Annotated in this window: 18 protein-coding genes; 9 read left to right on the top strand and 9 right to left on the bottom strand. The window is 63.1% G+C overall.

Annotated elements, in window-relative coordinates; translation table 11 throughout:
• Positions 1-4 precede the first annotated feature (4 nt).
• Positions 5-1,285: a phosphopyruvate hydratase gene (eno, locus tag IG171_RS10380; RefSeq protein WP_212127389.1), complete on the top strand. Its 1,281-nt coding sequence runs from the start codon at positions 5-7 to the stop codon at positions 1,283-1,285.
• A 185-nt stretch (positions 1,286-1,470) separates the two neighbouring features.
• Here eno and IG171_RS10375 read toward each other — a convergent pair whose 3' ends face one another.
• Positions 1,471-2,478, bottom strand: coding sequence for a DUF559 domain-containing protein (locus IG171_RS10375; protein WP_212127388.1), 1,008 nt, complete (start codon positions 2,476-2,478; stop codon positions 1,471-1,473).
• A gap of 428 nt (positions 2,479-2,906) precedes the next feature.
• On the opposite strand from IG171_RS10375, the gene IG171_RS10370 reads away from it, so the two are divergent.
• The 5 genes from IG171_RS10370 to IG171_RS10350 all read left to right on the top strand — a co-directional run bounded on the left by IG171_RS10370 (position 2,907) and on the right by IG171_RS10350 (position 7,648).
• Positions 2,907-3,395 (top strand): septum formation initiator family protein, encoded by a 489-nt coding sequence (locus IG171_RS10370; protein ID WP_212127387.1) that lies wholly within the window; start codon positions 2,907-2,909, stop codon positions 3,393-3,395.
• Positions 3,395-3,985 carry a DUF501 domain-containing protein gene (locus tag IG171_RS10365; protein ID WP_212127386.1) on the top strand — a complete coding sequence of 197 codons (591 nt, stop codon included), beginning with the start codon at positions 3,395-3,397 and terminating at the stop codon, positions 3,983-3,985. The genes IG171_RS10370 and IG171_RS10365 overlap by 1 nt, the downstream gene beginning before the upstream one ends.
• 9 nt (positions 3,986-3,994) lie before the next feature.
• Positions 3,995-4,942, top strand: coding sequence for a Ppx/GppA phosphatase family protein (locus IG171_RS10360; protein ID WP_212127385.1), 948 nt, complete (start codon positions 3,995-3,997; stop codon positions 4,940-4,942).
• Complete coding sequence (locus IG171_RS10355) at positions 4,939-6,183, top strand: S8 family serine peptidase (protein WP_212127384.1); 1,245 nt, start codon at positions 4,939-4,941, stop codon at positions 6,181-6,183. Before IG171_RS10360 ends, IG171_RS10355 begins: the two co-directional genes overlap by 4 nt.
• Positions 6,184-6,274: 91 nt before the next feature.
• Positions 6,275-7,648 carry an NAD(P)/FAD-dependent oxidoreductase gene (locus tag IG171_RS10350; RefSeq protein WP_212127383.1) on the top strand — a complete coding sequence of 458 codons (1,374 nt, stop codon included), beginning with the start codon at positions 6,275-6,277 and terminating at the stop codon, positions 7,646-7,648.
• Between the two features lie 192 nt (positions 7,649-7,840).
• Here IG171_RS10350 and IG171_RS10345 read toward each other — a convergent pair whose 3' ends face one another.
• On the bottom strand, positions 7,841-8,446 hold the full coding sequence (locus IG171_RS10345) for an NAD(P)H-binding protein (protein ID WP_212127382.1): 606 nt from the start codon (positions 8,444-8,446) through the stop codon (positions 7,841-7,843).
• Between the two features lie 112 nt (positions 8,447-8,558).
• Here IG171_RS10345 and IG171_RS10340 point away from each other — a divergent pair, with 112 nt between their 5' ends.
• Positions 8,559-8,948, top strand: coding sequence for a helix-turn-helix domain-containing protein (locus tag IG171_RS10340; protein WP_212131635.1), 390 nt, complete (start codon positions 8,559-8,561; stop codon positions 8,946-8,948).
• 19 nt (positions 8,949-8,967) lie between these two features.
• On the opposite strand, the gene IG171_RS10335 is transcribed toward IG171_RS10340, so the two are convergent.
• The gene (locus IG171_RS10335) at positions 8,968-9,435 is read right to left on the bottom strand and encodes a hypothetical protein (protein WP_212127381.1); all 468 of its coding nucleotides are present in this window, start codon (positions 9,433-9,435) and stop codon (positions 8,968-8,970) included.
• Positions 9,436-9,564: 129 nt separating this feature from the next.
• Here IG171_RS10335 and bioB point away from each other — a divergent pair, with 129 nt between their 5' ends.
• On the top strand, positions 9,565-10,824 hold the full coding sequence (gene bioB, locus IG171_RS10330; RefSeq protein WP_212127380.1) for a biotin synthase BioB: 1,260 nt from the start codon (positions 9,565-9,567) through the stop codon (positions 10,822-10,824).
• 203 nt (positions 10,825-11,027) lie between these two features.
• Here bioB and IG171_RS10325 read toward each other — a convergent pair whose 3' ends face one another.
• The 6 genes from IG171_RS10325 to IG171_RS10300 all read right to left on the bottom strand — a co-directional run bounded on the left by IG171_RS10325 (position 11,028) and on the right by IG171_RS10300 (position 18,678).
• Positions 11,028-11,894 carry an alpha/beta fold hydrolase gene (locus IG171_RS10325; RefSeq protein WP_212127379.1) on the bottom strand — a complete coding sequence of 289 codons (867 nt, stop codon included), beginning with the start codon at positions 11,892-11,894 and terminating at the stop codon, positions 11,028-11,030.
• Between the two features lie 41 nt (positions 11,895-11,935).
• Entirely contained in the window at positions 11,936-12,415 is a 480-nt protein-coding gene (locus IG171_RS10320) for a VOC family protein (RefSeq protein WP_212127378.1), read from the bottom strand.
• Positions 12,412-13,074, bottom strand: coding sequence for a TetR/AcrR family transcriptional regulator C-terminal domain-containing protein (locus tag IG171_RS10315; protein WP_212127377.1), 663 nt, complete (start codon positions 13,072-13,074; stop codon positions 12,412-12,414). Before IG171_RS10315 ends, IG171_RS10320 begins: the two co-directional genes overlap by 4 nt.
• Positions 13,075-13,521: 447 nt before the next feature.
• Complete coding sequence (locus tag IG171_RS10310) at positions 13,522-15,111, bottom strand: gamma-glutamyltransferase (RefSeq protein WP_212127376.1); 1,590 nt, start codon at positions 15,109-15,111, stop codon at positions 13,522-13,524.
• A gap of 98 nt (positions 15,112-15,209) precedes the next feature.
• Entirely contained in the window at positions 15,210-17,099 is a 1,890-nt protein-coding gene (locus IG171_RS10305; protein WP_212127375.1) for a CocE/NonD family hydrolase, read from the bottom strand.
• Between the two features lie 43 nt (positions 17,100-17,142).
• Positions 17,143-18,678: an AbgT family transporter gene (locus IG171_RS10300; protein ID WP_212127374.1), complete on the bottom strand. Its 1,536-nt coding sequence runs from the start codon at positions 18,676-18,678 to the stop codon at positions 17,143-17,145.
• Between the two features lie 70 nt (positions 18,679-18,748).
• Here IG171_RS10300 and IG171_RS10295 point away from each other — a divergent pair, with 70 nt between their 5' ends.
• A complete protein-coding gene (locus IG171_RS10295; protein ID WP_212127373.1) occupies positions 18,749-19,684 on the top strand; it encodes a MurR/RpiR family transcriptional regulator in 936 nt (311 codons plus the stop codon).
• The last annotated feature ends 108 nt before the right edge of the window (positions 19,685-19,792 follow it).

Raw genomic sequence — 19,792 nt, 5'->3', positions numbered from 1 at the left:
CTCAGTGGCTGAGATCGTTGCCGCAAACGCCCGTGAAATCCTTGATTCCCGGGGAAATCCCACCGTCGAGGTGGAAGTGCTGTTGGCCGATGAATCCGTCGGTCGCGCCGGCGTTCCGTCCGGCGCCTCGACCGGAGAGTTCGAAGCCGTCGAACTGCGCGACGGGGATCCCGAACGCTACCTGGGCAAGGGAGTGACCCAGGCCGTCGACGCCGTCGTCGACGAAGTCCACGAAGTCATCGTCGGCCTGGAGGGCGATGATCAGCGTCTGGTCGACCAGGCGCTCATCGAGCTCGACGGCACCGACAACAAGTCCCGTCTCGGCGCGAATGCGATGCTCGGCACCTCGCTGGCGGTGGCTCGGGCGGCAGCGGTCTCGGCGGACCTGCCGCTCTACCGCTACCTCGGCGGCCCGAATGCGCACGTCATGCCCGTGCCGATGATGAACATCCTCAACGGCGGGTCCCATGCCGACTCGAACGTCGACATCCAGGAATTCATGATCGCCCCGATCGGGGCGGCGAGCTTCCACGAGGCGCTGCAGTGGAGCGTCGAGGTCTACCACGCGCTCAAGGGCGTGCTCAAGGACCGGGGACTGTCGACCGGACTCGGTGACGAAGGCGGATTCGCCCCGAACCTCGATTCGAATGCCGCGGCGCTCGACCTCATCTGCGAGGCCATCGACATCGCCGGTCACCGGCCCGGACGCGATATCGCGGTCGCGCTCGACGTGGCCTCCTCGGAGTTCTTCAACGACGGCGTCTACGAATTCGAAGGCGGCAGGAAGACGGCCGAGGAGATGGCGGCCTACTACGAGCAGCTGCTGAACGAGTACCCGCTCGTGTCCATTGAGGATCCCCTCGACGAGAACGATTGGGACGGCTGGGCGACACTGACCGAGGCGATCGGCTCGAAGGTCCAGCTCGTCGGCGACGACCTGTTCGTGACCAACCCCGAGCGCCTGCAGCGCGGCATCGACAACGCCACTGCGAACTCGCTGCTCGTCAAGGTCAACCAGATCGGCACCCTGACCGAGACCCTCGACGCGGTGTCCCTGGCGCAGACACACGGATACACGACGATGATCTCGCACCGTTCGGGAGAGACCGAGGACACCACGATCGCCGATCTCGCCGTGGCCACGAACGCCGGTCAGATCAAGGCCGGCGCACCGGCACGGTCCGAACGGGTCGCGAAGTACAACCAGCTGCTGCGCATCGAGGAACAGCTCGGCGACGCCGCACGCTACGCCGGCCGCGGAGCCTTCCCGCGCTTCGAGGCCTGAGCCGGACACAGGCACGCACCGAGGCGGACGCGGCGCTGCCCAGCCGCACGCACTCAGGGCGAACGGGCTCCCACCCGCACACTCCGAGGCGGGGCCGGACGATCATCTTCGATCGCCCGGCCCCGCCTCGGCGTCTGCGGTCGGAGAGGGGAGCGGCGGGCGCGGAACAGTTCGGGGCAGGGGGATCAGGCCTGTGCGTTCTGTGCAGCGCGGATGGCACGCTTGATCTCTGCGAACTTCGCCTCCTGGAACAGCTCCTTCCAGCTGATACGGATCACCCGCCACACTCGCTCACGCAGCCACTGCTCGCGATGCCGTTCCCTCTCGAGCTCCTTCCGCGGGACTCCGGAGCCGAGGCAGATCTTGCCGAGGCCATCGATGTCGACGATCAGCCGTGCTTGCCTGTGGCAGAAGTCGACCCTGACATCCGAGAGCAGCGATTCGGCGCGGAACGTGATCTGCGGTTCCATCCCCGTGATGCCGTGTTGGAAGAATCTGACCGCGGCAATCGCCTCGGCGGGGGATTCGCGCCTCGCATCGCCGAGGTCGATCGCCGACCTCACCTTCGTGATGTTTCGCTTCTCCATGCACTGTGCGAGTGTCTCGAGCACCTTGGCTTCGGTCGTCAGCCCGCGGTGGAGCGCATCGTCGAGCATGGCCACGGAGATGTCGAGGTTATAGCTGCGGGCGACGTCGATGATTGTGCGTTCGAGAGTCGTCACCTCGACGCCTCCGATGACGGTCCGATGGGCGCGGGGAATGCGGTTGCCGCGGACATTGATGGCCTCGAACCGACGGTTGTCGCCCGGTCGGACGACTTCGACCTGGTGAGTGACGGGATAGGCGATCGGGAGGCTGTGCATGAGGGCGGCGGAGATGTGTGAGAAGACTTCGGCCGGCGGGTGCGGTTTCGCGGCGGCGGTGATCTGGTCGGAACGCAGTTCGAATCGAGCCAGCACCGAGGCCTTGGGCCGTGCCACTTGGTCACGGATGTCGCCGTGTTCGACGAACACCCCGTGGACCTTCTCGCCGATGCTCGCCCACAAGGGCCGGTGGCAGTCCTGGTCGCACACATGTTTGACGAGGTAGACGCCGCGAGACAGCCGGCGCAGGCAGCAGGAGCGCGCACGTCTGATGTCGCCGTGGTTGAAACCGAGCCGGACGATCTCTTCGGCACTCAGGATTTTGTACATGCCCATAAATTGCAACAAATAGCAACAAAGCACAATAGGCTATGTAGAGATTGTGGATAACTATTGTGGATAGCTGCTTGTCGGCCTCTGCCGCCCGTGTGCCATTTCGCAGGCGCTGATCGGACGCTGGAGCCCATCCGGCACCCGCAGAGACGAAACACCCCGCAGGAGCACGAGGAGATGTCACCAGCCGTGCTGGATGCCTGGGTGGCTGCGGGAGAAGCCACTCGCGGAAGGGAGCGCCGCCAACGGTGCGCAATGCGGGGCGAGCCGGCCGGGCAACGCGGTTCACCTGGGCCAGCGCGGCCGCCGGAGGTCGGAATCGAACACGCCATGGGGCCGAAATCCTCGCGCGGCGAGTGCGGACACGGCAGACTTGGAGATGTTGCGACACCCTTCCCCGATCCCCAGTCGCAGAGGAAAGAAGCATGGTTCCGAGCAAGCCCAGAAGAAGCGCCCCGAAATCGGCTCCTGGCAAAGCCTCCCCTCGTCGACGCCCGAAACCGGTCGTCGAAACCGATGCCTCCGCCGAAGTGCGTGGGCGCCGCATGTCCTGGCGCACCGGCATGTTCCTCGTCGTCATCGCCATCGTCCTCTTCGCTTTCCTCGCTCCTCTGAATTCGGCGCTCAAGCAGGCTCAGCAGATCGCCGCGCTCAACCAGGAGATCGAGACCACGAAGGCCGAGGTCGACAACCTCGAGGAGAAGAACGAGAACCTCAAGGATCCCGATTACATCAAGAGGAAGGCCCGCGCGGATCAGTACTACGTGGAGAAGGGCAAGAATGCGGTCATCGTGACCAACCAGGACGCCGTCGACGAAGATTCCGAGTCGGATCGGCCTGTTCGCAAACAAGCCTGGTACCTTGAATTGCTGGAGTCGATTCAAGAGGTCGGCAATACCGTGGAGAAGAACTGATGATCACAGAGTGCACCGAGGCGGATTTCGCGATCCTGGAAGAGCAGCTCGGACGCATTCCCCGTGGAGTCGTCGGCATCGCCGCTCGCAGTGCCTCCGGTGAACCGCTCGTCGTCGCGACCGCGCCGCGCCTCGAGGACGGGTCCCCGTTCCCGACGACCTTCTACCTCACCCACCCGGCCTATGTGGCCGAATGCTCACGTCTGGAAGCCTCGGGGATCATGGCCGAGTGGACGACCGAGCTCAGCGCCGACGAGGACCTCGCCGGTGCCTACGCAGCCGCGCACCGGGCCTATCTTGCGGTCCGGTCCGAGATCGGCTCCGCGGCCGGACTGGCCGAGGTGGACGAGATCAAGGACTACTCGGCGGGCGGAATGCCCACGCGAGTCAAATGTCTGCACGCCCTCGTCGGCCATTCGCTGGCCGCCGGACCCGGCGTCAACCCGATCGGGGACCGTGCTCTGTCGTTCATGGACGATGTGCCGCCGGTGGCCGAGACACCCGCCGGGGCCGCTGGTCCGACAGGGACGGCGAAGACCGGGAACGCAGGCACCACAGAGGCCACTGCCACCACCGAACCGACTGACTAGGACCCGACCATGCGCGTTGCCGCTTTCGACTGTGGGACGAACTCCCTGCGCCTGCTCATCGCCGATGTCTCCGCTGACGGCACACTGACCGACCTGCGCCGTGAGACTCGGATCGTTCGCCTCGGCCAAGACGTCGACGCGACCGGCGAGTTCGCTCCCGAGGCGCTCGAGCGCACCTTCGCGGCGGCCAGGGAATTCGCCGAGGTGGCCGCGGAGTACGAGCCGGAGAAGCTGAGATTCGTCGCCACTTCGGCCAGTCGCGATGTGAAGAACCGCGACGATTTCTTCGCCGGCATCTTCTCGATCCTCGGTGTCGTTCCCGACGTCATCACCGGCGACGAGGAGGCGCGTCTGTCGTTCCTCGGGGCCACCGCCGAACTCGGTGCCGCCGACGGCCCCTTCGCGGTCATGGACCTCGGCGGCGGTTCGACCGAACTCGTCCTCGGCACCGACGACGTCGAATCGGCCGTCAGCCTCGACATCGGATCCGTGCGCCTGACCGAGCGGCACATGCCCGTGGAGACCCCCGACGAGGAGCAGATCCGGACGGCGGTTGCCGATATCGATGCTCAGCTCGACCAGGCCGCGCAGATCGTCGACTTCTCGGCTCCGCGCACCTTCATCGGCGTCGCCGGCACCGTGACCACAGTGACGGCGGGAATCCTCGGACTCGACAGCTACCAGCGCGAACGCATCCACGGTGCCCGCATCAGCGTCGCCGACATCGAACAGGAGTCGCGCAGACTGCTGGCCATGGACCGCCAGACGCGCGCGGACCTGCCGTACATGCACCCGGGACGCGTCGACGTCATCGGCGCCGGCTCCCTGCTCTTCGCTCGCATCGTCGCACGCTTCGATCATGCGGTGAGCGCCGGCGGCGGCGAACTCGGCATCCGCATCTCCGAGACCGACATCCTCGACGGGACGGCGCTCGATCTGGCGCTGACGCGGTCGTGAGAGCGGCGGCCAGACTCGCTGCCGTCACCGCCCTCGTCCTCGGGCTCGTCGTCGGCACCACGAATCCGGTCATCGCCGCACCCGAGGCCGGGCCCGGACAGTGGTTCATCAAGGACTACGGCATCGACAAACTGTGGAAGACGACCACAGGCAAGGGCGTCAAGGTCGCCGTCATCGACTCCGGAGTCAACACCGACCATGAGGATCTCGAGGGTGTGGTCAGCAAGGCCAAGGACTTCAGCGGACTCGGCAAGGACGGCACGACCCCGATCGGCGGGAAGACGACCATCCACCACGGCACGGCCGTCGCCGGTGTGATCGCAGGGCAGGGCGTCGGTGCAGGGCCGACCGGAGTCGCCCCCGATGCGAAGGTCCTCTCCGCCTCGATGTGGCTGGGCCCCGATCGGCCGAAGGAGTCCGGTTCGACCCGCGAGCAGGCCGATGAGGCCATCCGCTGGGCGGCCGACTCGGGTGCGAAGGTCATCAACATGTCCCTGGGCTGGGACGATCCGGGATGGCCGGAGAGCTGGGACAAAGCCTTCTCCTATGCCTATGAGAAGGATGTGCTCGTCGTCGCCTGCGTCGGCAACGCCTCCCAGGGTGCGACCCAGGCGTGGTCGCCGTCGACTGTGCCCGGAGTCATCGGGGTCGGCGGCTTGGACAAGAAGGGCAAGGTGCTCGAGGACTCCACCGCTCCGGGCACAGCGGTCGACCTCATGGGCCCGGCCGAGGACATTCCGATCCCGTACTACAGCGGCGGCTACGCCGAGGGACAGGGCTGTTCCTTCGCCTCGCCGATCGTCTCCGGAGTCGCGGCACTCATCCGGGCGGATGATCCGGACCTCAGCGCCGACGAGGTGAGGGCGAAACTGCAATCGGGTGCGAAATCGGTGGCCGGGCACAAGGGCGTGAGCAAGAAGGGCGAACCCGACCCGGTCGTCGGGTCGGGGCGCCTCGACCCGCAGGCAGCGCTCAAGGCCGCGGTGCCCGAAACCGTTCCCTCCGCCGAGGACGAGCTCAGCGACTGGGTGACGATGCACCGCCGCGGGGAGGCGGAGGCACAGGAGACCGAAACCGCGTCCCCGGATGAGACCGAGAGCCCGCGGGCCGTCGCACCTACCGACGTCGCCGCCTCCCAGCCGACGCCCGTTCTCGGCTTCGGGGTCCTCGCTGCCGGCGCACTGGCCACGGTTGTCCTCATGGTGCTCTCGCTGATCCTCTTCCTCCGCCGCCGACGCTGACGCCGGGGCCCGGAACTGCTCTGATCTGGGGCGTTCGAGCACTGTGGAGAAACAATTCGTGAAAGTTTTCACAAAGGTCTAGCATGGTCATATGGCACTCATCAGAAACTCGAAACTGCGTCCACGAATCCTCGTCGTCGGTGGCGGCTACCTCGGCCTGACCACCGCTCAGAATCTGCTGAAGAACCTCGGTCGGGGCGAAGCCACCGTCACCGTGGTCGACCCCAACCCGTACATGACCTACCTGCCGTTCCTGCCCGAAGTGGCAGCCGGCTCGATCGAACCCCGTCACGCTGTTGTGCCGCTGCGTCGCAACCTGCCCGGCGCCGAGGTCATCACCGCGAAGGTCACGTCGATCAACCACGCCGAGAAGTTCGCCACCATCGAGCCCGAGAACGATGAGGCATTCGAGCTCGACTACGATCACATCGTGCTGGCTGCCGGTTCGGTCGCTCGTGCGCTGCCGATTCCCGGCCTCAAGGAGAACGCGATCGCCCTCAAGCGCATCGAAGAGGCTGTGGCGCTGCGCGACCACTTCCTCTCCCGTCTGGCCGATGCTTCGCTGATGGAAGACGATGAGGAGCGCCGCAAGGCTCTGACCTTCGTCTTCGTCGGTGGCGGATTCGCCGGCATCGAGATTCTCGCCGAACTCGAGGACATGGTCCGTTCGGCGATCGCGCAGTACGAGACCCTGACCGAGGCCGACGTCCGCTTCGTCCTCGTCGAAGCCGTCGACCGCGTCATGCCCGAGGTCGGCGAGGCTCAGGCCCGCTGGGTCGTCGAGCACATGCGTGAGCGCGGAATCGACGTCTACCTCGAGACGTTCCTCCAGGACTGCACGGACAAGCACATCAAACTGTCCAACGGTGAGGAATTCGACGCGGACACCATCGTGTGGTCGGCCGGGGTCAAGGCGAATCCGCTGCTCATCGACTCCGACCTGCCGATCAACGAGCGCGGCAATGTCACCGTCCGCGCCGATCTGCGCGTCGAAGGCGATGACGGAGTCGTCGAAGGAGCCTGGGCAGCCGGCGACAATGCCGCAGTTCCCGACCTCTCCGGCGGCGGAGTGGCAGGCTTCTGCGTGCCCAATGCCCAGCACGCCGTGCGCCAGGCTCCGGTTCTGGCCGCCAATGTGCTGGCCGCGCTGCGCGGAGAGACCGAGTTCAAGCAGTACTTCCACAAGACGATCGGCACCGTGGCGGGTCTCGGCCTGTACAAGGGCGTCTCGCAGATGGGCGACTTCGAAGCCCGCGGGCTTCTCGCCTGGCTCATGCACCGCGCCTACCACGGCTACGCCATTCCGACCGTGGACCGCAAGATCAAGGTCTTCGGCAACTGGTTCTTCAATGCCGTCCTCGGGCGCGACAGCATGCCGCTGGCCGATCTCGACGTGCCGCGCAAGAACTTCGTCGAGGCTGCCAACTCGAAGCCGGTCCCGAAGAAGGAAGCCGCGAAGGCCTGATCTCAGGCACTGACAGCCGGGTGCCATCCGGTCGCAAGCCCTGATGAGGCGACAAGCGCCGGGATGCAGAAATGCATCCCGGCGCTTGTCCGTGTGCGCCCGGGTGCCGGCGACCGCGGACTGACTGGCACGGGCGCACGCCACCGGCAAGGTCGCGACGGAGGACCGGCCCAGTTGGCGCGACCGTCGGGCTCAGTTGGCGACGGTGAACCGGGAGTCGATGTGCTTCGGCTCGAGGATCTCATCGACCATGGCCACAGCGAAGTCCTCGGCAGAGATCGCATCGCCGGCCGGGACTTCCAGCTCGGTTCGGTAGGTGCCCGTGCGCTCACCCGGGGCGATCTCCGGGGCGGGGGAGATGAGCGTCCACGGCGAGGGGTTCGCCGCGCGCAGCAGTTCGAGTGCCTGCGTGCCGGTCTCCGATTCGGCCTTGTAGGCCGACGGGAATCCCGGGGTGTCCTTGAGCATCGTGTCACCGACGAACAGCGAGCCCGCACCGCCGACGACGAAGAGGCGTGTGGTGCCGCTGGCCTCCGCCAGAGTCGACAGGCCGTCGAGCCAGATTCGGTGGTCTCCGCCGGTGCGGCTCGGGCCGGTCGTGGACACGATGACATCGTGGGCATCGGCCATGCGCGCGTCGAACTCCGCATCGGCGATATCGCCGGCGAGCGAGCTGGCCGCGTCCGGTACCTCAGTGCCCGAACGAGTGATGGCGGTGACCTCGATTCCGCGGGAGGCCGCCTCGGCGGTGACGCGTGAGCCGATCATTCCCGATGCTCCGAAGAGTGCGATCTTCATCTTCTTCCTTTCTCGGCATTGCAGAAGCGATGCCCGATGAACGTCGTGTGCTGACAGACTCACAGTATCTTTGCGAAATCGAGTACCTCAAAGGTACTATTGGGTTGTGGCCATGAGAATTCGCTGGGAAGGTGATGCCTTCGATCCCGAATGCCCGACCCGAATCGTGCTCGACCGAGTCGGTGACAAATGGACTGTGCTCATCGTCGACGTCCTCGACGCCGGACCGAAGCGGTTCAATGAGATCCGCCTGGCCATCGGCGGAATCACCCCGAAAGTGCTCACCTCGACGCTGCGCTCCCTCGTCGCCGACGGACTCGTGACCCGAGAGGTCTTCGCCGAGACTCCTCCGCGGGTGGAGTACGCGCTGACCGAGCTCGGGCGGTCCCTGCAGGAGCCCGTTGCGGCGCTGCGGCGGTGGGCGGAGGCGAACGTCGCCGCGATCTCCGAGAATCGGGATCGTCGCGCAGCCGAGGAGCAGGCGAGTCCCGGTCGCGTCTGAGGCCGGGGGTGTGCGGGGCTCAGCCGCGGGTGAGGTCGCCGAGGACGGCGACGAAGTCTCGCAGGCGACCGGCGATCCGATACACGCGAGGAGAGCCCGAATAGACCCAGTTGTTCGTGATGATCGATGTGCTTGCACCATCAGTCGCCTGCTTGAACTCGTTGACATCGAGGCTCGCCTGCGTGTCGTCGATGAGGCGTCGGCGCAGGTCGTCGGTCATCTGTGTCCAGTGGTCGGCCGCTTCGGTGTCGATCTCGACCCAATCCCCGTGCTGCTCACGGCAGGCGAGCGGTCGAGAGGCGATGAGCCCGGTGATCTGCCGGCTCTCCCGGGTGTGATCGGCCGCCTTCGGGGCAGGGTCGACGGCTTCGACGATGACGGCCGGGCCCGGGAGAGCTGTCGAATCGTCGAGAGCTGAAATCCCCTGGTCTGCGAACCCGTCGATGCGCTGCGGTTCGAGACGTCTGTCGAGAAGAAGGATGGGCATGAGTCGATCATGCCCCAAACCCGGCCGGGAAGCGAGAGGGCTCGGTGACGGCTGTGCTGCGCCGCCCCGTCCCGACCGTCTGCACGGAACGATTCTGCCCTCTCCTGAACAGTGTTCAATAATGTCGATATGGATAGCTACTCGTCACTCGCTCACCGCGTGCTCTCCGGTGCCCCGGCCACTGCCTCCGACGCCCGGGCGCTCCTGGCGTCTCCGAATGAGGATCTGCTCGACCTCGTCGCGGCCGCAGGCCGACTGCGCCGTGAGCACTTCGGCAATCTCGTCAAGGTCAACTACCTCGTCAACCTCAAGTCCGGCCTCTGCCCGGAGGACTGCAGCTACTGTTCGCAGCGTCTGGGCTCCGAAGCGGAGATACTCAAGTACTCGTGGCTGCCCCGGGAGGAGGCCAAACGCCAAGCGGAATTCGGCCTGGCCGGAGGTGCCTCGCGCGTCTGCCTCGTCGCCTCCGGACGCGGTCCGTCGAATCGGGACGTCGAGCGTGTCTCGGGCATGGTCGAGGACATCAAGTCCACCACTCCCGGCGTCGAAGTCTGCGCTTGCCTCGGATTCCTCAAGGACGGACAGGCGCAGCGACTCAAAGAAGCAGGCGTCGATGCCTACAATCACAATCTCAACACCGCGGAGTCCCATTACGCCGACATCTGCTCGACCCATACTTTCGCCGACCGTGTCGACACCGTCGACAAGGCTCGCGGCGCCGGGCTCTCTCCGTGTTCGGGACTCATCGTCGGCCTGGGTGAGACGGACGACCAGGTCATCGAAACGATTGAATCGCTCAAAGCCGTCGATTCCGATTCGATCCCGGTCAACTTCCTCATCCCCTTCGAGGGCACCCCGCTGGAGGGCACCAACACGCTGACCCCACAGCATTGCCTGCGCATTCTGTGCGCCGTTCGCTTCCTGTGCCCGGATCGGGAGCTGCGCATCGCCGGCGGCCGCGAGATGCACCTGCGCTCGCTGCAGCCGATGTCGCTGCATGTGGCCAATTCCCTCTTCCTCGGCGACTACCTCACCTCGGAGGGACAGGCCGCAGAAGAGGACCTCGACATGATCGTCGACGGCGGATTCGAGATCGTCGGCGCCGACAGCGCCGAACAGCTGCGCGATGAGCTCAAGGCCCACCGGGCAGCCCATCTGGCCGCATTCGACAATGCAGCGCCCGACGACGCGAAGGGCGCACAGACGCAGAGCGACGCCACGACTGCTGCCGGCACGGCGAGCGCACCCGCCTCGGCACCACCCGCAGCCAGCACCCTGCCGTGCGGCAAACCGCTGCCGCCCGTCGGTCACGAGGCCGACGGTTCGGGGGTCAGGATTCCGACGATCCGCCGCCGAGGCGCCGGAACGGAGCTCTCGCCCAATGCCTGAGCCTGCACGAGGTGAACCCCTGAGCACTCTGGAGAAGGACTCCGGGCTGCTGTGAGACCTGTTCCTGCCCCGGCCGCCTGGGCCGGAGGCCTCCACCGCCGAGGTCGAAGCATGGGCGGTGGAGGCCGAGAACCTCGTCGATGCGCACAGGGCTGAACTCGCCGGCATCGTCATCGGCTCGTGACCCGAACCTGCGGGTCGGCTCAGTTGCCGGATCCTCCCGCAGTGATGTGGCCGAAGAGCTCGGGCCAGATGTGTGCATTGCGGTACTTGATCGGGCCCATATGGGTGATGCGTGTGGCTCCCAGCTGACTCGGTTCATAGCGGCGCGGTTCCAGCTGGGCGTTGACATACCAGCTTTCGAGCTGCCTCGTGGCAGGTGCCGACATGGTCTCGTCGTCGGTGAACGAGATGCTCGTCAGCGGGATCGTCAGACTCGCGAAGTTGTCGGCGAATTCCGAATGGATGTCGAGCATGTAGTTCGGCCGTTTGCACCAATACGCCCACTGCCGCATGACGGGAGCGGGCAGATCGCCGAGGATGCGCAGCCGCTTCCCCGGGAAGTAGCCGCGGATGCGCGTCGTCGTCGCTGCGATGGCGTACCAGAGAGCCGGCGCGAGAACCCGGTTCCTGCCCTCTGAGAGCTTCCAGTACCCGGTGCCGGAGCACATGATCGTGGCTTGGGTGAGCTTGCTGTGGTCGGTGAAGGCGAGGAGTTGGCCGCCGAGGCTGTGCCCGACCCAATGCAGCGGGACCGAATCTTCGGTCTCGGCGACGTGATCGAGTATGACTGCGGCATCATCGGCCCAGGTGAGAATATCGGCTTCGACCTCTGCCAGGGGAGTTCTCGCCGAGGCTCCGTATCCTTGGTAGTCGAAAGTGTGAACGACGTATCCCTGCTGCGTGAACCAATCGGCGAGCGGATAGTAGTGACGCGCAGGGGTCGCTATGGCTGGGACCAGAATGACGGCACCGCGAACGGTGCCGGTATCGGTTGGTGCATGCCGTGTTGCGTTGAGCGGTTGTCCGTTCTCAGCGGTGATTTCGTAGTCGCGGCGTTCAGTGCCCATGGATGTCCTCTGCGGTCGGTGACGATTGCAATTGCGGGGCCCTAGAAGTGTTCGCGGACGGATGCGGGCTCTGTCGCTGGAGCGGGGGAGCCGTCGTCGACGAAGTGGCGTCGACTCTCCTCGGAGGTGACCTCGAAGAGTTCGATCAGCAGACCGTCGGGTCCGGTGACCATGGCGAACCCTCCTCCGGGCACCGCGGTGATGTCGGTGACATCACGACTGCCTGCCCTGAGCCGGTGGACCAATGTGTCCAGATCTTCGATGAGAAGACCGATGTGGTGGAACAGGTTTCGATCATGAGCGGGCGCGTTCTTCGATTCGAAGAGATGGATCCGTCCGGAGCCGATCCTGAGGAAGACGTTGCGATCACCGTCGATGCTGTCGTCGAAGACCACCTCGGCGTCGAAATGTGTGGTGAAGAAGTCACAGAATCCTCTGATGTCGGCGGTGACGAGGTGGACGTGGTGGAGATCGATCCTGACATCCGTGCTGCTGCCCTCGTCCTCGGCATCGGAGATCATCGTGACTCCTCGTCGGGACGGGCGGGTCGGTTCGCAGAGCTTTCGACAGCTGCGTTCATGCGCATGAGCATCACGACCACGGCCTCGGCGTTGCGGTCGTCGAACTGTTCGCCCAGTGCCGCCTTTTCGACGGCAAGGCCGAGAACAGCTGTCCAGAATCCTCGGGTGATGGCTCCGGGAGTTGCCCCTACCTGCCAGCCGGTTCTGATGAAGGTGTCGACCATGGCGGACTCGCCTGCGCGGTAGAGCTCCGCGGACGTGCGGCTGACGATGTCCTGCAGTCGCGGGGTGCGGCGGGCGAGGAGCATGGCCTCGGCGAACATCATGACCGGCCCGGATCCCGGACCCAGCAGGTAGGAGATGAGCGAACGGGCGTGTGATTCGGGCGTCTCGGTGTCTCGAGACCGGTCTTCGGCGCGCTTGGCCGTCCGGAGCATCGCGCAGCGTGCGGCTTCGACGAACAGAGCTTCCTTGCCTCCGAAATGGTGTGTGATCTGATTGGGGAACGCGTCGGCTGCTTTGGCGATGTCAGCGACGGACGTCTTGTCGTACCCCCGTTCGGCGAACAGGCGCGCGGCCTTTTCGATCAAGCGTGATCTGGTGTTCTGCTGTGTGCCGGGGGCGGCTGCTGCGGTGGTCGCCGTCTGCTCCGGTCCCATGATGATCTCCCTGCCTTGGGCGAATCTTCGAGCTTGAATTGTATGCTACACAACTCTTGTATGGCACACAAGTATTTTCGCGCGCGAAGGCATTGCAACGGGTGGCAGGGCACAGTCGTATCTGACCGGGGAATTGCGGGTTTGAAGAACGCCGGTCTGAAGGAGTCGTCTTGCGCTTGCATCGCCGCAGGTGAGCGCTTGTTTCAGTGGTCCCCCCAGTGGGACTCGAACCCACACTGAATCGATGTGGAGTCATAGTTTTCGTGAGTTTCCGTGGGGTGCCGTCTGACCCTAGATTTCGCGGAACATGGCGCTCCGGAGGTTCGTTTAGTTTCCAGTAGTTTCCGTGGGGTTCCACTGAAAAAGATGGGTAAACGTGGGGTGAGTTGAGTCGTCTGGACGGGCGGGAATCAGTCGTATTAGGCGCGCGGCGACTCCGCCCTGCTGCTATTTGACTCCGGCCGCATAACCGTCGCGTTGCGGGTCTGCTGCTCCGTTCAGCTGTCCGTCGAAGAGCGTGATGGCGTGGACGCCTGCGAATGCATAGCTGAGGGGTGATCGACGTACTTCGTATCCTCGGCTGCATAGTTCTAGCTCGGCGCTACGGGGTATGCGATTGGAGATGTCGACTGCGTTCGATGTTGAAACCGCACGCGGAGCGAAGACCGCTTCCTGAATGCCCATACCGAAATCGAAAACGTTCGAGATCACTTGGACGATCGCTGGTGTGATCCAGGACGCCCCCGGCGCTCCAATGCTCATGACCGGCTCTGACCCATCGAATACAACAGTTGGGCACGAGGTCGTGTTGCGCCTACGACCCGGTGCGATCGAGTTCGCGGTTCCAGGGCGCGGATCAAATGTACTCATCCCGCCGTTGAGCATGAACCCAAGGCCCCGAGGAATGTAACCCGAAGGATTTCCGAGAGTATGAGTAAGGGCGACGGTGAAGCCATCGGTATCCATCGCGCTGAGATGGGTCGTGTGAGGTGATTCGTAACGGGCGGCATCGACATCCACACGCTCGCCTCCTGTGATTCGTGCGGCTGCTCGTGAAAGGTACGACTCGTCGAGTAGCCGGAGATAGTCCCGGGTAGTCGACCGACTTCGGTTCCACAGCTTCTCCTTGTCCTGAAGCGCGCATTTCATTGCTTCGATGAGGATTTCGAGGTGCTCGGGGGAGTTGTGTTCCATCTCAGATAAGTCAAAGTGGCTGAGGATCCCCAAGGTCTCCATGGTTTGGATTCCGCCTGCCGGTTGCGGCGGTAATGACAGTTCGAGCCCGCGGTACCAACCTGTCACCGGGTTGAGGTCGTGCATTTCGTAGTTCTTGAGATCGTTGAGAGTGAGGAGCCCGCCGTCTTCCGCGATGCTGTCGGCGATCATGGTGGCAAGCTCACCCGAGTAGAGCTCCTCAGCTCCGTGCTGGGCGATGTGAGTGAGGACCGAGGCAAGTTCGGGGTTGGTGATTGTGTCCCCCAGTCGTGGGGGTCGTCCGTGCGTTCCGTAGATGCGTTTGCCGTCGGGGGTGAAAAGGAGCTTGTCGTCGAAGTTCACGCGGCCATACTTCGTCTCGTCCTGGACCATGAGGGTTTGGAGATGTGGTCGGACAAGCCAACCCTCTTCGGCGTACCTCACAGCTTCGTCGAAGAGATCGTGCCAGGGTAACGAACCGAAACGCTCGTGGACGGATGCAAGCGTTTTCAGCGTGCCTGGCACCATGACGGATTGGGCACCAGTTTCGTTGACGAAGTCCTTAACTCTGTAGCCGAAGCCATCGGGAGTGGGACCTAGAAGGTCGGCTTGCCACATGTTCGGGCTCACGGCTGCAGGGCTCTGTCCGAGTCCATCGATGACGATGCGCTCACCGTCGGGCGTGACGATCTGGATGACCGCCATTCCGCCGATGCCGCACATGAGTGGGTCGACGACTCCTTGCACGAGTGCCGCTGCGACAACTGCGTCGACGACGTTGCCTCCGTGGTCTAGAACCATCGCGCCGGTGTCGGTGGCTTCGGGCTGTGGAGTGACGATCATCGATGAGTATGCGTTTGTGCGCGGATTGGGTGAGTGCATCAGAAAGTGCTCTTTCGCTGTCAGGTCTGATTTCGTGCAGTGCGGCATGGAGCAGTCGCTTACCTCTGCTCTGCCACTGGGATGACCAGTGTCGATGGTCCGCCGACGATGACGGAGTAGTGCGGCGGACGACCATGAGGGGTCTGGGTCGCATGGTCGCTGTCCGCGCCGGCGATAGAGAGCCGGATTCGGCTGCCATGGGCAAACCGCCAGGCTGTGGGTAGTAGCGGGATGCGGATGAGCTCCGGCACGCCCGGTGTCAATGGGTGTGCGTCCTCTTCTCTGAAAGAGCGGTAGATCCATTTGGTAGCAATCTCTGGCGGGTTCTGTGCTTCGGCCCGATGAAGGAGGCGGAGAAGGCCCTCGGTGACATAACGCTCAGTGCCGTCTGACTCGACTTCGGTGAGGTAGACGAAAATGTTTCCGTCGGGTTGGTCGTTGCTCAGCAGAATGCTTGCCATTGCGTGACCGCTGATTTCAACGGATCGGTCGAGTGGAGGGGAGTCGAAGCACAGGTGGGTGCTTGTCCGCCCTTGCCAGTCCGAATAGTACGGCCCAGGGTTCTTGCCGGCGATGCGCTCATACCGCGAATTCGTCCCGGTCCCGGTCGCGAAGTCGACTGGGTAGTTGACGACGGTTGCCGAGTCAACGCCTCTTCTGCGCTTGTCGTTGTCGTGGTAGGGAGTGCTGTCTACGGCTTTCAGGCTCCCGCTGCTGGTGAGTTCGAAGGCGATGTTATCTGAGGCAGGAGGCCACGTGTCAGCCGAGTGCCATTGCTCGGCGTGCATCGTGTAGTAGTGGATCGGATCTTCATGACGAATGCCTGTGTCGATACCGAAGAGATATTCGTCGAAGAACCGGAGAATGTCGTACCACCACGATTCGTCTGGAACGCCATCGGGACTCCACGGAGAAACGTGGCTGCGTGCGCCGTGGTCCCATGGACCGAGCAGCAGGTGCCGTGGATTGGAAGTCAGGGTGAGATGACGTGTCAGTGCACCGTTGGCGTAGCCGGCACCGTCCATCCATCCTGAGACAGAATAGATGGCCACATCCTGATTCGTTCCAGCGCTATAGGCGTATGGGCTGAAGCTCGCCGATGAGTAGTTCGGATCGTAGGGCAATGGCTTCTCTCGCATGGCGAATTCGCGCATCATGTCGGCATGACGGTAGTTCGCCCTGTGCTCGGCAACCGCGGCGTCACGCAGTGAACCGTCGGTGTCTGCGTCGACGGGGGCGGGCCCGTTGAAGCTGGGGTGTGCATATGCTGCGTATGGTTGGATGGATTCTCTATCGTCCTGGTCAAGGCCGATCATCATTTGAGCGTAGGAGTCGATGAGGTCGTTGAGCTGGATTCCGCCGGGGAAGTAGTTGTTCTCGTAGGTGTCCCAGACCGAGAAGAGCGGTGCTATCGCTTTGACCGCGGGGTGTCCGGTGCTTGCGGCGAAATCGGCGGCAGCGCCGAGGTAGGAGATTCCGGTGATGCCGGCTCGACCATCTGACCAGGGCTGATCAATGACCCACTCGATGGCTTCGATGTAGTCGCTGCGTTCTTTGGGGGAGCGGAACCCCTCACGATGGCCGAAGCTCGCCCCTGTTCCACGAACGTCGATGACGACTACGTTGTAACCGGCCGGCACAAAGAGATCTCGGTAGCGAGCAGTGTTGGGCGACAGCTCAGCACTGCTTCCCTGATGATCGTCTTTGCTCGCGAAGCGGCGATAGTACGGAGTGAAGACGAGGATGGTCGGGCGCGGCTGTACCGGCGCGCCTGTGTCGACCTGCGGTATGAACACATCGGAAGCAAGTCGTATACCGTCTGACATTGGGATGTACAGCGACTGCGGTGCTGTGGGGATCTCGAAGTCGAATTCGCGATCTTGCGCGTACTCGCTAGGCGTAACCTTCCATGCTGAGGTCTTGGAGGGCTGTTGAGAAGAACTGTTCACTGGTGTGCTTTCGGGTCGAAGGTTAGCTGGATAGGTGGGATGTTCAGCGGACTGGTGCGCCGGGACCAAGGGGCAGGCCAATGAGGTACCAGAGCGCAAAGACAGCAGTCCACACGATGAATAGCGCGATTGATAGCGGTAGCGTCTGTGAGAACAGGCTGCCGATGCCGACGTCTTTGCGGTATCCGCGCATGATTCCGAGAGTGAGGGCGAAGTAGGGGCTCATCGGTGTGATGATGTTCGTGCAGGAGTCCGCGATGCGGTAGAGGGCCGTCGTTGTCTCGGGCGAGATGTCGAGGAGCATGAACATCGGGACGAATACTGGTCCGACGAGGGACCATTGGGCGCTGCCGCTGGTGATGAAGAAGTTCATGACGCTGACGATGAGGAGCATGCCGCCGAAGATGACGAGGTTCGGTGCGTTCATGCCTTCGAGGAAGTGCGCCCCACTCGTGGCGATGAGGGTGCCGATGTTTGTCCAGTTGAAGTAGGCGAGGAACTGAGAGACGGCGAAGAAGAGGACGAAGATCGGGGTGATGTCCTTGAGCCCGTCGGCCGCAAGATCTGGGATGTCTGCGCTGGTGCGGATCTTTTTGACGGAGATCCCGTAGACAGTTCCCGCGATCGCGAAGAAGAGGGCGAGGAATACGGCGACGCTGTCGATGAGGACGGAGTCGATGATACCGCCGTCTTCGCCGCGCAGAGGTGAACCCGTGGGTATGGTCGCGACGATGAGCCCGATGATGTAGACCGACAAAGCGATCCCGACATTGCGCAGTCCCCTGACCTCGGCGGTCGACAAGGGTTCGTGTCGCGCCGACTCTTCGGCGTCGACATCAATCGGTAGTCGGCGTTCAATGCGTTTCGACAGGAAGCCGTCGACGACGACTGTGATGACCAGAGTCAAGAACAGTGAAGAGACCACTGTGAAGTAGATGTTGCCGACTGGCGTCATCACATAGTCTGGATCGACCGTCTGCGCGGCCGCGGTAGTCAATCCCGAGAATATGGCGTCATTCGGTATGAGGATCGGGCTGGCCGATGAGCCTCCGGACAATGCCGCCAAAGCGACGAGAGCGCCCGTGATAGGGCTGCGGCCCATCGACCGGTAGATGATGCCGGCGAGTGGAATCAGGATGATATATCCTGCGTCACCTGCGACGTGAGCGACTGAACCGGTGAAGGCAACGACAGGCGTGAGGAAACGGGGTGAGACCCGTGCCAATGATTGGCGCATAAATGCTGTGATGAGGCCGGACCGATCGGCTACTGCCAATCCGAGCAGGGCGACGAGAGCCACTCCCAAGGGTGGGAACGCCATGAAATTGTCGATGACGCTTGAGAGAGCGAATCGGACGCCTTCGAGACTGGCGAGATTGTTGATCGGAGCGGCCTCGCCGTCAGGTTTCACCGCAACCATTCCGAGAGCGCTGAGCAACGCGCTGACGAGGGCAAGAATAATCGACAGGATGGCAAAGAGCCACACTGGATGTGGTAGTCGATTGCCGACGTTCTCGATTACATTGAGGGTACGCACGCCGATTCGAGGTCGGCTGATCGTGCTGGTGTCAAAAGTCATTCCTGATTCCTCAGCATCTGATGGGCACTACGCTGTGACACGGTTGAGGCTATATTGCAAAGTGGGTTAAATGCAAAAAAATGTTTCGAGGGGAGATGGCCGTGTCTCCTCGTGTGAAGGGCTTAATCGAGTCGAAGACTGGATTTTGTCGAAGCTCGGCGATCGGAGTCTAGGAAAGCAGTCATCGCGGGTTGTGCGAGCACTTGCTGGGGCTCCGCAGTATGCCAGCACCGCAACGATTGCCGAGTTCGCACACCGCGTCGGCGTGGACCCTGCGACAGTTGTTCGTAGTGCAAAGACCTTGGGATGCAACGGGTGGACTGATCTTCAGCAAGAGCTACGGGCGCTTTATCTTTCCGGCCTCGATGCCTCGGGGCTTCTAGATATTCATGCTGAACGAGAAGGGTCAGTGATAGATGCAGCGTTGTCGACCGATGCGATGACTATTAATTCACTTAAGCGAACCCTCGACTCCGACGAATGTTGCAGATTCGCGCAAAACCTGATCCGGGGATTTCACGACGTTGAAGGGCAACTGGCGACGATTCTGCTGTTTGGCTCTGGAAGCTATCTAGGTCCGCTCACGCAGTTTGCGCACGTCGGCGCTCGGATGGGCCTGACCACTGTTCCTGTCGGATGGGGCGGCAAGGCAGCACACACGGCGATGTCGTCGGCCTCTCCTGGAGACGTAATCCTGATTATGAACTTCTGGAGGACGCCGGCCGAGTTCGAGGCAATTGCACGAGTCGGTAGAACCAGGGGGCTTCGAGTTATGCTCATTACCGATACGCGCTTCTCTCAGCTCACCTCGTATGTTGATGACGTTCTGGTTATCCCCGCCGAAGGGAGCTCCCACTTTCCTTCGTTAGTGGCTGCTTCGTCTCTTATCCACGTACTTCTTTCCGTCATCACCGAGGAACTGGGCGGCGGAGCTGCAGATTCGATCCGAGCGCATGACGAGATCTATTTCGCACTAGAGGAAGCGCGCGCTAAAGGAGGAACTTGAGAGTCGAGCGTGCGAGATTTACGAACGAGTTGAGTCCAGAATTCTGTGATGGTTCGGTGTCTCTCCTCGCTCTGACGGGATAGCTAAAAGGCCTATGGGCAGTTTATA

This window comes from Brevibacterium sp. SMBL_HHYL_HB1 (assembly GCF_018208375.1).
Lineage (GTDB): Bacteria > Actinomycetota > Actinomycetes > Actinomycetales > Brevibacteriaceae > Brevibacterium > Brevibacterium intestinavium.
Note: the sequence above shows the minus strand (reverse complement) of the source record. Positions and strands in the feature narration are given on the sequence as shown.